The 14,226-nt window shown below is 49.8% G+C and carries 14 protein-coding genes; 13 read left to right on the forward strand and 1 reads right to left on the reverse strand.

Annotated features, from left to right (window positions below; genetic code table 11):
- The first annotated feature begins 103 nt into the window (after nt 1–103).
- The 13 genes from B5F71_RS03010 to B5F71_RS03070 all read left to right on the forward strand — a co-directional run bounded on the left by B5F71_RS03010 (nt 104) and on the right by B5F71_RS03070 (nt 13,287).
- Entirely contained in the window at nt 104–2,809 is a 2,706-nt protein-coding gene (locus B5F71_RS03010) for a TraG family conjugative transposon ATPase (RefSeq protein ID WP_008021336.1), read from the forward strand.
- A gap of 220 nt (nt 2,810–3,029) precedes the next feature.
- Nucleotides 3,030–5,570, forward strand: a complete 2,541-nt coding sequence (locus tag B5F71_RS03015) for a hypothetical protein (protein ID WP_005816117.1) — start codon at nt 3,030–3,032, stop codon at nt 5,568–5,570.
- A gap of 14 nt (nt 5,571–5,584) precedes the next feature.
- Entirely contained in the window at nt 5,585–6,310 is a 726-nt protein-coding gene (locus tag B5F71_RS03020; protein WP_005816118.1) for a hypothetical protein, read from the forward strand.
- A gap of 27 nt (nt 6,311–6,337) precedes the next feature.
- Entirely contained in the window at nt 6,338–7,102 is a 765-nt protein-coding gene (locus B5F71_RS03025; RefSeq protein ID WP_005816119.1) for a DUF5045 domain-containing protein, read from the forward strand.
- Nucleotides 7,103–7,145: 43 nt separating this feature from the next.
- On the forward strand, nt 7,146–7,976 hold the full coding sequence (locus B5F71_RS03030; protein WP_005816120.1) for a phage antirepressor: 831 nt from the start codon (nt 7,146–7,148) through the stop codon (nt 7,974–7,976).
- Between the two features lie 15 nt (nt 7,977–7,991).
- Entirely contained in the window at nt 7,992–8,393 is a 402-nt protein-coding gene (locus B5F71_RS03035) for a hypothetical protein (RefSeq protein WP_005816121.1), read from the forward strand.
- Nucleotides 8,393–8,608, forward strand: coding sequence for a hypothetical protein (locus tag B5F71_RS03040; RefSeq protein ID WP_087207602.1), 216 nt, complete (start codon nt 8,393–8,395; stop codon nt 8,606–8,608). The genes B5F71_RS03035 and B5F71_RS03040 overlap by 1 nt, the downstream gene beginning before the upstream one ends.
- 564 nt (nt 8,609–9,172) lie before the next feature.
- Nucleotides 9,173–9,505 (forward strand): helix-turn-helix domain-containing protein, encoded by a 333-nt coding sequence (locus B5F71_RS03045; RefSeq protein ID WP_087207603.1) that lies wholly within the window; start codon nt 9,173–9,175, stop codon nt 9,503–9,505.
- Nucleotides 9,506–9,537: 32 nt separating this feature from the next.
- Nucleotides 9,538–10,017, forward strand: coding sequence for a hypothetical protein (locus tag B5F71_RS03050; RefSeq protein WP_087207605.1), 480 nt, complete (start codon nt 9,538–9,540; stop codon nt 10,015–10,017).
- Between the two features lie 282 nt (nt 10,018–10,299).
- Complete coding sequence (locus B5F71_RS03055) at nt 10,300–10,746, forward strand: hypothetical protein (RefSeq protein ID WP_087207607.1); 447 nt, start codon at nt 10,300–10,302, stop codon at nt 10,744–10,746.
- Between the two features lie 281 nt (nt 10,747–11,027).
- Nucleotides 11,028–11,477, forward strand: coding sequence for a hypothetical protein (locus B5F71_RS03060; RefSeq protein WP_206423819.1), 450 nt, complete (start codon nt 11,028–11,030; stop codon nt 11,475–11,477).
- Entirely contained in the window at nt 11,474–12,727 is a 1,254-nt protein-coding gene (locus B5F71_RS03065; RefSeq protein ID WP_087207609.1) for a relaxase, read from the forward strand. Before B5F71_RS03060 ends, B5F71_RS03065 begins: the two co-directional genes overlap by 4 nt.
- Before the next feature lie 23 nt (nt 12,728–12,750).
- On the forward strand, nt 12,751–13,287 hold the full coding sequence (locus B5F71_RS03070; protein WP_087207611.1) for a hypothetical protein: 537 nt from the start codon (nt 12,751–12,753) through the stop codon (nt 13,285–13,287).
- A gap of 10 nt (nt 13,288–13,297) precedes the next feature.
- On the opposite strand, the gene B5F71_RS03075 is transcribed toward B5F71_RS03070, so the two are convergent.
- Nucleotides 13,298–14,224 carry a site-specific integrase gene (locus B5F71_RS03075; RefSeq protein WP_087207613.1) on the reverse strand — a complete coding sequence of 309 codons (927 nt, stop codon included), beginning with the start codon at nt 14,222–14,224 and terminating at the stop codon, nt 13,298–13,300.
- Between the last annotated feature and the right edge of the window lie 2 nt (nt 14,225–14,226).

Raw genomic sequence — 14,226 nt, forward strand, 5'->3', positions numbered from 1 at the left:
TATGTCCAAGTGGAAAGCTATCAATGATTGTAAGTGAATGGAGGTGGGGGCATCACGCATGAGGGTGCGCCCGCCTTTTTGCGATTAAAAAAGAAAAAGAACAATGACCCTATACATCATACTCATATTCTCAGCCATCTGCGTGGGCATGGCCATCAGTGTCAAGGCATTCGGCACGGGAGGGAAGCGCAAGCGCATCTTCCAGGACATCTACTTCTCCATCGAGGAAGTGGATGGCATCGGCGTGCTCTATACCAAGACGGGCGAATACTCCGCTGTTCTGAAGATGGAGAACCCTGTGCAGAAGTATTCCGCCAACATCGAGGCCTACTATGAGTTCACCCACCTCTTCGCCGCCCTTGCCCAGACCTTGGGCGAAGGCTATGCGCTGCACAAGCAGGACGTGTTTGTGAGGAAGGCATTCAAGGAAGAGAACGGTGGAAATCATGAGTTCCTGAGCGAGAGTTACTTCCGCTATTTCAACGGCAGACCCTTTACCGACAGCGTCTGCTACCTCACCATCACACAGGAGAACAAGAAGAGCCGTCTGATGTCGTTCGACAACAAGAAATGGCGTGACTTCTTGGTGAAGATACGCAAGGTGCACGACCAGCTGAGGGATGCCGGCGTGAAGTCCCGATTCCTCGGCAAAACGGAAGCCTGCGAGTATGTGGACCGTTTCTTCTCCATGAACTTCCGTGACAAGGTGGTGTCGATGACCAACTTCAAGGTCGATGACGAGACCATCGGCATGGGGGACCGTAGCTGCAAGGTGTATAGCCTTGTGGATGTGGATTATGCCAACTTGCCGTCGGTCATCCGTCCCTACGCAAATATCGAGGTGAACAACACCAGTATGCCCGTTGATCTCGTGAGCATCGTCGATAGCGTGCCCGGAGCCGACTGCGTGGTGTTCAACCAGATGGTGTTCGTGCCCAACCAGAAGCGTGAGCTTGCCCTACTCGACAAGAAGAAAAACCGCCATGCCTCCATGCCCAACCCCAGCAACCTGATGGCTGTAGAGGACATCAAGCGTGTGCAGGAGGTGATAGCCCGTGAGAGCAAGCAGCTCGTCTATACCCACTACAACCTCGTGGTGGCAGTGAGCGGCGACACCGACATACAGAAATGCACCAACCATCTCGAAAACTCCTTCTCGCGCATGGGCATCCACATCAGCAAGCGGGCCTACAACCAGTTGGAGCTGTTCGTCAACTCTTTCCCCGGCAACTGCTATGGCATGAATGCCGACTACGACCGATTCCTCACCCTCGGCGATGCCGCCACCTGTCTGATGTACAAGGAGCGCATCGTGCATAATGAGGACACCCCGCTGAAGATATACTATACCGACCGCCAAGGTGTGCCCGTAGCCATCGACATCACAGGAAAGGAGGGAAAGGAGAAGCTGACCGACAACTCGAACTTTTTTTGTTTGGGTCCTTCGGGCAGCGGCAAGTCGTTCCACATGAACAGCGTGGTGCGTCAGTTGTGGGAGCAGAACACCGACATCGTCATGGTCGATACGGGTAACTCGTATGAGGGACTCTGCGAGTATGTGGGCGGCAAGTACATCGCCTATACGGAGGACAAGCCCATCACCATGAACCCCTTCAACATCAGCAAGCGGGAGCTGAACATTGAGAAGATAGACTTCCTGAAGAACCTGATACTGCTGATATGGAAAGGCTCGGAGACGCAGATACCCGAACTGGAGTTCCGTGTCGTGGAGCAGTTGGTGACGGAGTATTACGATTTCTATTTCAACGGTGTGCAGCCCTATCCTTCCTCACAGAAGGAGACACTGAGAAAAAACCTCTCCACCATGGAGAAGCGGCGCGGCACGGAGCTGACGCAGATACACGACAAGGTGGAGAAACTCATCAAGGGACTGGAGGAACGGCGCATGGCATTGAGCGTGAAGACCCTCTCCTTCGACTCATTCTATGAGTTCGCCTGTGAGCGTCTCGACCAGATCTGCATCGAGAACAACATCACCACCATCGACTGCGACAACTTCGCCTATATGCTCCAAAACTTCTACCGTGGCGGCAAGTACGACAAGATTCTCAACGAGAACGTGGATAGCACCTTGTTCGACGAGACCTTCATCGTCTTCGAGGTGGATGCCATCAAGGAGAACAAGCAGCTCTTCCCCATCGTGACGCTCATCATCATGGACGTGTTCCTGCAGAAGATGCGCCTGAAGAAGAACCGCAAGTGCCTTGTCATCGAGGAGGCATGGAAAGCCATCGCCTCGCCGCTGATGGCCGAGTACATCAAGTACCTATACAAGACAGCCCGAAAGTTCTGGGCGAGCGTGGGCGTAGTGACACAGGAGATACAGGACATCATCGGCAGTCCCATCGTGAAGGAAGCCATCATCAACAACTCCGACGTGGTGATGCTGCTCGACCAAAGCAAATTTCGTGAGCGATTCGACGAGATCAAGGCGATATTAGGATTGACGGATGTGGATTGCAAGAAGATATTCACTGTCAACCGCTTGGATAACAAGGAGGGAAGAAGTTTCTTCCGTGAGGTGTTTATCCGACGTGGATCGACGAGCGGAGTGTATGGTGTGGAGGAGCCGCACGAGTGCTATATGACCTACACCACCGAGCGAGCTGAGAAGGAGGCATTGAAACTCTATAAGCATGAACTGAAGTGCAGACATCAGGAGGCTATCGAGCGGTATTGCAGAGATTGGGATGCCAGTGGCATCGGGAAGTCGTTGGCATTTGCGCAGAAGGTCAATGAGGCGGGGCATGTGCTCAATTTGACGGACGATGGAGCCACTCGCCGCTGACACGGCGAGCACGGGGGCTGATTGATGGAAACGGAAATCCCGGAATAGACGTAAAGCCCAGATGCCCGAAAGCAAAACTTTCGGGAACGGTGGCTGGGTAGTATTTACGATTAGTAGTAAATACGATTAGTAGTGAATACTACCAATAGTAAATACTACAAGTAGTAAAGTAGTGGAATAGTAGAAACTGAAAGTAGTAAAAACGTAAAGTAGTGAAGCAATGAGACGTTTATACCTTATTATAATATATATGTGTCTTACACTTGTCGTGGGAAGGGTTCATGCGCAGTATTACAGCGTGAACTACGACAAGCAGATCGTTGCCGCCATGGCTGCCGCATTCGGTGCTGGAGCTATGGCAGAGAGCTATTATAACGAGCAGGTGGGCGAAATCTTGAAGCACTACAATGCCGCAGAGGTTGCCACTGCCGGCATCTTCGCTGCCAAGTTCTTGGAGCGCAAGGCATTCACCGACCTCGGCATTTGGAGCAGTAGCACGGAGAACTACTATTACCGCCGCATCCACAATATGGTGGCGAACAAGATTATGCCCAAGATATGGACGGTGGCAGGAATGATGCTGAAAAGTCCGCAGACCGCCCTCTACTGGGGCAGTTACCTGATGAAGATATGTGCCGACACAAAGTCGCTGTGTATGCAGTTTGAGAGTGTCGTGACCAACAGTAGCTTGACCTTTGCCGACATTCAGTTCTTGGAAATCAACCAAGAGATAGCCGCCATCCTCAAACTCTCGGAGATAGGCAATGTAGATTGGCAGCAGCTGTTGGATGACATCGCCAGTGTGCCCGGCAACTTCACCGTGGAGAACCTCACCGCCGACATCGAGACGCTTTACAATATGGGAGCATCGTTGGCGACGGCAGGTATCAACGGGGCATCAGGCGCACTCTTGCAGCAGAGTGCCTTCAACGACCTTTTCAATGGCAAGGTGAGTAAAATCATCGACATCTATGACAACTACCATGACCTCTATGAACAGGCAGAGAACGGCATCGGCAGCACACTCCTTAGTCTGGTGGGTGGCGAGGACAACGTGGCAGCCCTCTTCGACCTCTCCAACTACAACATCACCTCGTGGATGACAGACTATCTGAGCGAGACGCAGGGCAACTACTATACACAGCGTTGGTACATTGCCCGACGAGACCAAGGCAGCGTAAGCCTCTGTGACTACTATCCGCCGACCGATGACAACAGTATTCTGAACGGTGACCATTGGTATCGTATCAACACCTCCGACCCCAACTTCTACCCTAACAGCACGCAGCGAGAGCAGATACTGGCCAACTCGGAGAACCATGCCGGATGGAGCCGCAGCCGTGTGCAGCAGCTCAACGCCCAGAGCGACGGCTTCACCTATACGATGAACTATTGGATGTCGTCGTACATCATCAGCCGTGGCGGCAAGCAGACCAAGAAGGCCTACGCCTACGAGATACACGTTACCAAGAGCTGGAACAACGTGGAAGAGGTGTATGAGGATGTCTTCGACTCCTACAGCATGGACTTGAATACCTTCAAGCGTCAGTTGCAGGCACGTCTCTCGGAGTATAACGACAACGAGGAGGGCTATGTCTATTACATCGGCAGTGACGCACGCCGTTACTATCAAGCCACCGATGCCGCCAAACTGAAGGGCGTGGAGAGCGTGACCATCAGCGTCACCTGTTCGGACGGTGTCACCCTCGGACAGGGCAGCACGCAGTACAAGTGCCGTGAGTGCGGCGGTTCGCTCAATGCCCACAGCAAGGAATGCGCCATGAGGACAAGCGTATCAGAAAATAATCTCGACCTATCGGAACTGGACGAGAAGGAACGTGAGGCGAATAGCAAGATAGCCCTGTTGGAGGCGCAGATAAGCCAGTTGGAGACAGAGAACAGGAACCTGCTCACGCAGATAGCCAATGCCTCTGTGGAGGAAGCCCCTGCCTTGCGGCAGCAACATAATGTCAACAAGACGAAGATAGACAACCTGAAGAAGGAATTGGCGACATGGCAGCAGCAGTTGGCAGACATACAGAATGCCAAGAGCGAGGCGGCTAACGACAATGCCACCTCCACCGATGACTACTACCGCATCCCTGCCATCATGCAGGATGTGAAGTCAGCCTACAATCTCACGTGGCAAGGTGCCGGTTCGTGGAACGGCTACACCTACGTCCGAACTGCCACCATGCCCAACATCAACGGCATTATCACCTTCAAGGCGACACTGTCCATTGCAAGGAAGCCCAAGTACTTCCTTGGCATCAAGATACACCGTGCGATACTGCAAATATCGTGGGAGCTGACCTCGGAATACACCGACACACAGGTGGTGGATGTGCTGACCCTTGACCCGAATGCCTCTGACGAGGAGAAGACGAGGCAGGTGAACAGCCGTATCTCGGAGATAGCCCAGGAGTTCCCGTCGTGCAGCATCACCACAGAATATGCCAAGAGCGAGGCAACCCAGACCGCCGACAATGACGATGTAATACACCTGCTCTGGTCGAGCGACCGTCTGGAGATAGCCCGTGAAGTAGATAGCCGTATCACCAAGATTTACGCCGACTTGGTATCATTAGAAAAAATGATGCACTACAAGCGCAGCATCATTGACGTGCTGAAGGACATTCTTCCTTCAATCGACGCAGACCAAGGTCGCAGAAGGACACTCATTGAAGAGTGCTACGAGCGATGGAGAGAGAATGCAGACCCTAACAGAGGGAATGGTGAAGATAACGAGAACGAAAACTGAGGGAGGAACGGAGAATGAGACATACCATCATCATAGCTCTCCTGCTGATTACCCTCTTCCCCAATACAGCCTTGGCGCAATGGGGATTCGATGCGGTATCGGTGGAAGCATACATCAACGACCACAAGAAGCAGCGCAGCCTCTTGCTGGCACGCAGCACTTTGGAGTACAGCAATCAACTGCTGCATGAATACAGCAGTGAAGAGGTGGGCAAATACAAGGAACTGAATGTGGATTTGGACAAATACACCCGGGCCTTCGACATCATCGATGTGATGTACCAGTCGTTGCGCACGGTGCTGAACGTGAAGAGCACCTACCAGACGGTGAGCGACCGCATCAGTGACTACAAGAACCTGTTGGAGGACTTCAATGATAAGGTCATCAAGCGGAAACACATCGAACTGGCTGACACGATGCTCATCAGCATCAACAAGAAAGCCATCGACAACATATACAACGAAGGAAGCCAACTCTACCATAGCGTCAACGACCTCGTGTTGTATGCCACAGGAGCGGCAGCCTGTTCAACTTCCGACCTGCTGATGGTGTTGGACAATATCAACAATTCGTTGGACCTGATAGAAAAACATCTGAACCAAGCCTACTTCCAGACATGGCGGTATGTGCAGCTGCGCATGGGCTATTGGAAGGAGAAGGTGTATCGGACGAGGACGAAGGAAGAGATACTGGAAGATGCCTTCAGCCGATGGAAAGTGGCAGGAAAACTTGACTATTGACGGATTGTAAACAAAAGAAGAACGGACATGAAGAAGACAATGATACTCATCATGGCGGTAGCAACCACCATCAAAGCCACAGCCCAGAGCGTGACCTACAACCACGACTCCTCCAAGCAGAACCAGATAACGGTGATGGAGACAGGTGGCGGTTCTCTCACCCCTGAGTTCTATTATTGGCTGTTACATAACAACTATAAGAAGACAGCGGCAGAGAAGAACAAGTTAGGTTTCCGCACTCTTGCCGGCATCAACCTCTACAACCAAGTAGATGATGCGGAGAAGATAGACTCTGCCCTCACCAAGCGTGCTGAGGTGGAAGCCTTGAACGTAGCCGACCGACAGATAGACCTCGCCTGGCTTGCCGAAAGCAGCAAGATCAACGGTCAGTTGGACAAGATGAAGGCGAACATAGACCATATCATCCCTACAGGAGGCACCATCAACGACAAGCGTCGGTGGGAGGAACTGTACAATATGTACCAGTGTGCCGTGAAAGCCACCAAGGATGCCTATATGCCCAATGCACAGAGAAAGCGGCAGTATCTTAGCATCTATGCCGACCTGACGACACAGAACGAGACACTACTGAAATACCTTGTGCAGCTCAACACCCAAAGCCAGACTACCGCCCTCTTGGCAGCCACCAACGACCGTGTAGTACATAAAGGCAGCATCATCAGCGATGCCAAGAGCCGTTGGCAGGAAAACATGAAGGGCGTGAGGAGCTCGACAGGCACTGACGGCGATGATGCCAACAGCGGTGAGGGTGAAGAAAGTGTGAACAGATAGAAATAAGGGAAGAGAAGAAATAATCACAAAACAGCATAGAGATATGAACGATATTCAGATTTTCAACAACGAGGAATTTGGAGCAGTCCGAACCACAGGAACACCAGAGCAACCCTTGTTCTGTTTGGCTGATGTGGCAAGAGTTCTTGGACTAAAAACCAGCAAGTTGGTACAACGACTTTCGGATGATGTACTTTCAAAGTACCCCATCTCGGATAGTCTTGGAAGAGAACAGGTTACAAACTTTATCAATGAAGACGGACTGTATGATGTCATCCTTGACAGTCGCAAACCCGAAGCCAAACGTTTCCGCAAGTGGGTGACATCGGAGGTGCTCCCCTCTATCCGCAAGCATGGTGCCTATATGACACAGCAGACCATCGAGAAGGCATTGGCAGAGCCAGACTTCCTGATACGGTTAGCAGTCAATCTGAAGGAAGAACGACAAAAGCGTCTGCTTGTCGAACAGGAGTGTGAACACCAAAGGACACGCATCGTTGAGTTGGGATCCAAGGTGGATGACCTGCAACAGGAGGTGACGGAGATGAAGGACAAGGTGAGTTACCTTGACATCATCCTTGCCACGAAGAGCAGTGTCCTGGTCACACAGATAGCACAGGACTATGGCGAGTCGTCCATCCGCTTCAACCGACGTCTGAAGGAGATGAACATCCAGTATCAGCGTGGCAAGCAGTGGATTCTGTATGCCGACTACAAGGACTGCGGTTATGTGACCAGCGAGACCTACCTCATTAAACACAAGGACGGTACGGAGGATGTGCGCATGAACACCAAATGGACACAGAAAGGTCGCCGCTTCCTCTATGAGAAACTGAAGAGCGTGGGAGTCATTCCTGTTATCGAAAGAACATAAAATAAAGAAATAGCTATGGAATCAATATCAAAAATACAGTTACGTCTCTATGCCGCCAAGAGGAAAAACGGCAAGTGGCAGTTGGAGATGTCAAGGATGCCGAAGCGAATCAGCGTTATCGGCAGGACACCCATCGTTGATGAGCATTATATGCCATCTGATTTAGAGGTAGTTTCAATGTCAAAGCTTCACAAATATGTCGGAAGTTACTACGGCAAGATTGTGAAGACCCTCAAAGAGGAAGGCATCATCACCAAGGAATATGGAATGTGGAAACTGCGTGAAGACCTTCAGGACAAGGGCATTGCGGTATATGTCACAGGCAGGATGCGCTGCTTCTACCACTTCTATCTGTCATGGACACCGAAAGGCATAGAGTTTATCAAAGAGATTATCAACAATAGAACCAGGCACTGATGGCAGACAACATACTCAGCGATTTCGGCATCAACATCCTCGAAGAGGAGATTGACGATGTGATATTCCAGACCAACGAGTTCCTGACCGATGCCACCTTCACAGGCTCACAAGGGCCGTTCTGGTGGTTAGCGCATTTTTCTCACTTTTACCATTCGCAAAACATTGACATTCAGCGACATTGTAAAACTTTGTATCGTGATACAAATCCCTGACGGGACAAAAACGGGACAAAACCACTGGAAAATAAAATCAAGAACGCTCTTTGTCGGACATCCCTTACCGTAGATACCTTTTCACGACGCAAAGGTACGATTTTGTCCCGTGAATACCAAGCATAACCCCATAAAATTACTACAAATATGCTGTCAAACAATACTTTCCGAGGAATTGGGCATTTTCAAGAAGATACATCAAATATCGGTACTCCATTTCTGCGATTGGGTGTAAAAGCCCTGTTAAAATCTGTTTTGCAGCTTTTGTACACTATGGCAACTTCACCGCTGTACAATGCACATCGGAAGTGTCCAAGCCGTTTGCCGGTTTTAGTGCTTCCAAATAGATGTTAAATCAACGTGTTATTCAAAAATGCGACATGGGACAATCGCCGGACAATGCGACAATGCAGACTTTGTACAATGCCATAAAATCGCTGATTTTCAAAGAATTAAATGATTATAATTCAGGCAATTATCCCATTCTAATTTATCCGAATTACAAATCAAACCATATACATTTGCGACCGAAATTGATTAACAAGACAATAAAATAGAACGATTATGACGGAAAACAGAAACTCGAAAATGAACCTCGAACAGGAACGCAGGATTATTGAACTCCAAGAACGGGTGAACCGATTGGAGAACCTTTGCTATGCGGCCAAGGATGTATTGAATCTGGAGGAAGCGGCAACCTTTCTCGGCATAGCCAAAAGCACTCTTTACAAGATGACACATGAGAACCACTTGCCCTATTTCAAGCCTTCGGGAAAACTCATCTTCTTTGAGAAGAAAGCCTTGCTTGATTGGGTGCGTGGCGCAAAGTCGAAGTCCGTTGACGAAATCAAGGAGGAAGCAGCCGCCAAGATTCAGGAAATGAACGAAAGGCAGTAAACCATTATCATTCACACTAAAATTAAAGTAAAATGGAAGAGAACAGAAATTTGGAACAGGCCGGAGCAGCTTCGATCGTTTCCACAGGGAAGAAGTACGAGAGTAGAAAACGTGAAACCAGCGGAAAGGATGTGTTGGCCATCCGCTCGTTTTTGGAAAGCCTGAGCGTTTACGAGGCGGACGCATTGCGCGTGAGCATCGCCATCGCTGACGGCAAGGCCACGGCAACAAACATTTCATCGGATGACCGCCTTGCGCTCAACAGCGGAAAGGACAACGAGCGTATGACTGCGGACAATGCGCAGGAACATCGGCTCAACCGTGCGTTTCAACTGTTGGAACGTGTGTCGGAGTTTTGCGACAAGCGGCAATTAGTCACGGTGAATAGGTCATTGCTTTCCATCGCCGTGGACGCGACCGACATCAGCCGAGCCGTTTCCTCACTTGACAAGCGTCCTGCATCGGGGCAACCGTTCCCTAATAATACTGGCACCAGCGGCGCAGGAAAGTAATTGTATGTAGATTGGAAAATCCAAGTGCCAATGTAAAATCAGACAAGTCTATGGCTGCATCCCGTTCCTTTTCTTCCCTTATTTCGGATTGGAACACTTTTTTGGACGGATGCTGCTTGTCGGCAATACAATTTTCCACTTAGGCATTACACAAAAGGATGAAGCCGTACAGGGTACAACGAAATACTAAACAGGCAATTCCGTACATACACTTGTACGGCTTCATTCCACTCTTACAGCAAAAGCATCACATTTATATCACACTTATAACAACAAAATTTTATGGACAAGGAAAAATACGGTTTCTTGCGCCCGACAGGGATTGAAACATTTGCGTTCATATTCTCCGCAGGAGCATTGCAATGGTTGCACGGGACAACAACGGATGATGACGGCAGGGAAATCGGCAACTTCACATTGTTTGGCGACCTCTTGGCAAGGATGGCTCTTGCGGACGGTACGGCCAAAGGTTTCCACAGACCGCTTATGCTTTCAGTCGGTCAGGCGCAGTATTCCGAGGAACTGCTTTCAACACAATGGAATATGGGCAGGAAGCGCATCCGCCGCCTGTTGGACGAACTGGCAAGACTGGAACTCATAGACACCTCCCGTTCAAGGGTTGCGTCCGTGATGACTTTTCCATGCCTCCTGCAATGGATGACAAAGGATGGCAGCGTAGTTTCTAATCCGTTCATCCACAAACAAAGGGAAAGAATAGAACCGCTCTGAATGGTGGCAAACGGGCAGACTGGCTGATTTCCCGCTTTCCCGTTGTTCTCCAATCCGGCAAATCATCCGGCACACATAAGGCTTTCCGATGGCTAACGTAAGGGATGAATGGCGTGGAGCGTCAGCGTTGAGTTGCGAGATATGCCGAGGTATTACCGCCTTCGGACGGTATTACCACGACACTCTCGCAACGGTCTGGCAGCCCGTTGTCCTTGCCGCTCGCAGGCTCGCACCATCCCTTTTGTAGATACCGTATTATTCCATTTTAAGAACTTTTGTTTATGGCATATGAAGAAGATACTTCCAAGCAGCAATCCGAACAGGAAAAGCCTGTTGTAAGGCGTGACAAGGTGGTGGTCACCAAAGTCACGGAACAGGAGCTTACACAAATCAAAAGCACCGCCAACCAATGCGGCATGACCCGCAGCGACTTCATCCGTGCAAGGGCACTCGGCTATAAGCCAAGATTGAGGCTTTCCGATGCGGAATTGGATGGTTTGCGCCAGCTTGCGGCTTGCAGGACGGACATGGTGAACTTCGCCAACGCCCTGCATGGTTTGAGCGACAATGAGAAGGTAAAACTTTTCCGGCACCAGCCGACCATGCTTGACTGGTACGAGAAAGTGGCATATGTCACGAACCGTGTCACCGACTTCTTGCAGTCCGCACAGACGGCCAACAGTTATCCGGCAGGGACAACAAATGAAGAAGCGAAGGAGGACGGAGCATGATAGCCAAGGCAAAGGCCGTAGCCCACGGTATAAGGGCGATGCTGTATGTGTCGGGTGAATCGAGAAACAAGAAACACCCCGAAAGGATTACCCGTATCTGTGACAACTTCATGTCGCAAGGCATGGACGCGACAGGCATTTTTACGGAAATGAAGTTCGCCGCGATGAACCACCCGAATATCAGGAACAATGTCATCCGCATGGAGATAAGCCCGGCGATGGAGCATACCAAGGACTTCACTTTGGAGGATTGGCAGCAACTGTGGCAGGATTTCGCCGCCGCTTTCGACATTCAGGAAATCCGCGACAAGTACGGCAAGGTAGTTTCCAGCAGGACGAACATATCAGGCAGCAAATCATCCGTGTGGCTGCATGAGGAATCTAAGAGTGGCATACCGCACCTTCATGCCATCATCAGCCGCGTGGACGAGGACGGGAACATCAACAATGACCATGCCATACACCTGCGCGCACAACGGGCGGCGGAAATGATTGCAAGGCAAAGGAGATGGACTACAGCCATGCACATACATGAAACGAACATACCCCAAGTAAGTACCGACTGTATGGAAGCCTTGCGCGAGCTTGACAGATGGTCATGGGACGGTTACAAGGAACGGCTTGCCGCCAAAGGTTACGAGCTATATCTGCGTAAGGATAAGAAAGATGTCATTCGTGGTTATGTGCTTCTTAAAGGTAACACGAAATTCAAGGCATCGGAACTTGGTAAGGGGCGCAATCTGACCGCATCACATATCAAGCAGACATGGGAGAAACTGCATCAAGACAAGGCGCAACAAGTCCGCACTGCTACCAAACAGCCTGTTTTACCGACGCCGTCCGTTCCCAATGGTACGCAACAAAAGCCACAGCCTGTTATACGGCAAAGTAATCCTATATTCGAGGGCTACACGACCTATAAGCCGAACAGCCAACCTACGGAGTTTGATTATGACGGCAAGGCCTACAAGCGTTATCTCCCTGACAAGGTGCTTGACTTCTTCAATGATGAGTTCGACTACCGGGAACTGGCCAACTGGCAGGATTTGCAGAACTTGGCTATGGCTTACTTCACCCTTATAGCATCCCCCTATGAGGTGACATCAGGTGGAGGTGGTGGCGGCTCTCAGTCAGACCTCAAATGGGGACGCGACCCGAAAGAGGATGAGATTGAGTTTGCCCGAAGATGTGCACAAGCCGCTTCAAACAGAATCGGCAGACATCCCAAAGGCGGAATAAAACGCAAATGACAAACCTAAAAAACAGTAATGCAATGAAACAACCCGATACGGCGGCTCTCCGTGAGAGGCTTGCCAATTATACACCCGAAGATGAGTTGGAACAGGACAGGCAGGAACTTGAAGGACTGCTTCAGGAAATCAACTGCCAACTAATCGAATTTCGCAATCTGCTGAAAGAAATCAATGCGCTCAAGGAAGAGTTGTATGACATACACGGCAGCTTGAAGCATACCGCCCAACGTGAACGAACTGCCTTCAATGCCTTGGTTGCGGCAAAGGACAGTGCGGACAATATCGTGGACGGCATCAACCGTGCCATTGTCAAGGCGGAACAGCACACCGTCATCCATGCCAAAATCGGCACCGATGAACTGGCGAAAGTACATCAATGCACAGCCAAACACATCAAGGCCGAAGAAGAGCTGTTGGAGAAGCACAGCATCAAAATGGCCAAACACCTCCAAAGCAATGAAGGCATTTGGCTTTCTACACCGTGGCTCATATTCGTGGTGATAGTTTTGACTGTCAGTTATCTTGCCGTAATCTTATGGGCTGTATTCAGAAGATGAAATACAACTTCTACTTGCCCAGTGATTTGAACATTTTGGTAATGCACCGCTTCTTCTGTTCCATGTTGGGATGGACATAAAGGTTGAGCGTGGTTGAAATGTTGGAGTGGCCCAACAATACGCTGACAGTTTTATAGTCGCATCCGGCTTCAATGCAACGGGTGGCAAAGCTATGACGTAAGCCGTGATATTTCAGTTTGGGGATGTCGAGCTTCACCATCAAACCATTGTAATAGTTGCGATATGTGCGTGGCTCTGTTGGACGTTCATCGTTGGTAAGCACATAGAAATCTTCATTGACTACCTTTTTCAACGGTTTAATCATAGCCAACAATTCCTTGCTCATAGGAATTTCGCGGCAGGAGTTTTTGGTTTTAGGCGTGTTGATGATAAGTTCTGTATGCTTTTTCTCTCCCTCAATGATATAGATGCGCTCAATGGTGCGACTTACTGTTATTGTGCCGTCCGTTACATTGATGTCGCTCCACTTCAATGCGCAAATTTCTCCGATGCGCAGCCCGGTACTAAGACTGATATAGATGCCAAGCCCGGTAAAAGTGAAGTGACTTTGGATGTAGTTCAGAATCTTTCGGTGATTGGCAACAGACAGCACTTCCAGTTCCTTGTTGGTGGAGGTCGTGGGGTACTTTATATCCCATTCATAATAGGTCATCCACTCATTTTTGACCCCAAATTTCATTACCATTTTAAGGACTATCAGAATGTCCTTGACTGTTTTAACGCTCAAACCACGTTCCAACTTTTGCAAGACGAAAGCCTGCACCTCCTGTTCGTGAAGCGAATCACCATCTCCGAAATAAGGAAGAACGTGGTTCTCCAAGATTAACACATAAGCCGCCATCGTGGACTGCTTCACATAAGGGCGCTTGTATTCTTTCCAAGCCGCCGCAATTTCTCTAACTGTTTTATGAATCATGA

Source organism: Bacteroides sp. An269 (genome assembly GCF_002159755.1).
In the GTDB taxonomy this organism is placed as follows: domain Bacteria; phylum Bacteroidota; class Bacteroidia; order Bacteroidales; family Bacteroidaceae; genus Phocaeicola; species Phocaeicola intestinalis.

Excerpts from the sequence above, each read along its gene's own strand:
- B5F71_RS03010 (WP_008021336.1), top strand. The coding sequence starts at position 104 with ATGACCCTATACATCATACTCATATTCTCAGCCATCTGCGTGGGCATG.
- B5F71_RS03015 (WP_005816117.1), top strand. The coding sequence starts at position 3,030 with ATGAGACGTTTATACCTTATTATAATATATATGTGTCTTACACTTGTC.
- B5F71_RS03020 (WP_005816118.1), top strand. The coding sequence starts at position 5,585 with ATGAGACATACCATCATCATAGCTCTCCTGCTGATTACCCTCTTCCCC.
- B5F71_RS03025 (WP_005816119.1), top strand. The coding sequence starts at position 6,338 with ATGAAGAAGACAATGATACTCATCATGGCGGTAGCAACCACCATCAAA.
- B5F71_RS03030 (WP_005816120.1), top strand. The coding sequence starts at position 7,146 with ATGAACGATATTCAGATTTTCAACAACGAGGAATTTGGAGCAGTCCGA.
- B5F71_RS03035 (WP_005816121.1), top strand. The coding sequence starts at position 7,992 with ATGGAATCAATATCAAAAATACAGTTACGTCTCTATGCCGCCAAGAGG.
- B5F71_RS03040 (WP_087207602.1), top strand. The coding sequence starts at position 8,393 with ATGGCAGACAACATACTCAGCGATTTCGGCATCAACATCCTCGAAGAG.
- B5F71_RS03045 (WP_087207603.1), top strand. The coding sequence starts at position 9,173 with ATGACGGAAAACAGAAACTCGAAAATGAACCTCGAACAGGAACGCAGG.
- B5F71_RS03050 (WP_087207605.1), top strand. The coding sequence starts at position 9,538 with ATGGAAGAGAACAGAAATTTGGAACAGGCCGGAGCAGCTTCGATCGTT.
- B5F71_RS03055 (WP_087207607.1), top strand. The coding sequence starts at position 10,300 with ATGGACAAGGAAAAATACGGTTTCTTGCGCCCGACAGGGATTGAAACA.
- B5F71_RS03060 (WP_206423819.1), top strand. The coding sequence starts at position 11,028 with ATGGCATATGAAGAAGATACTTCCAAGCAGCAATCCGAACAGGAAAAG.
- B5F71_RS03065 (WP_087207609.1), top strand. The coding sequence starts at position 11,474 with ATGATAGCCAAGGCAAAGGCCGTAGCCCACGGTATAAGGGCGATGCTG.
- B5F71_RS03070 (WP_087207611.1), top strand. The coding sequence starts at position 12,751 with ATGAAACAACCCGATACGGCGGCTCTCCGTGAGAGGCTTGCCAATTAT.
- B5F71_RS03075 (WP_087207613.1), bottom strand. The coding sequence starts at position 14,224 with ATGATTCATAAAACAGTTAGAGAAATTGCGGCGGCTTGGAAAGAATAC.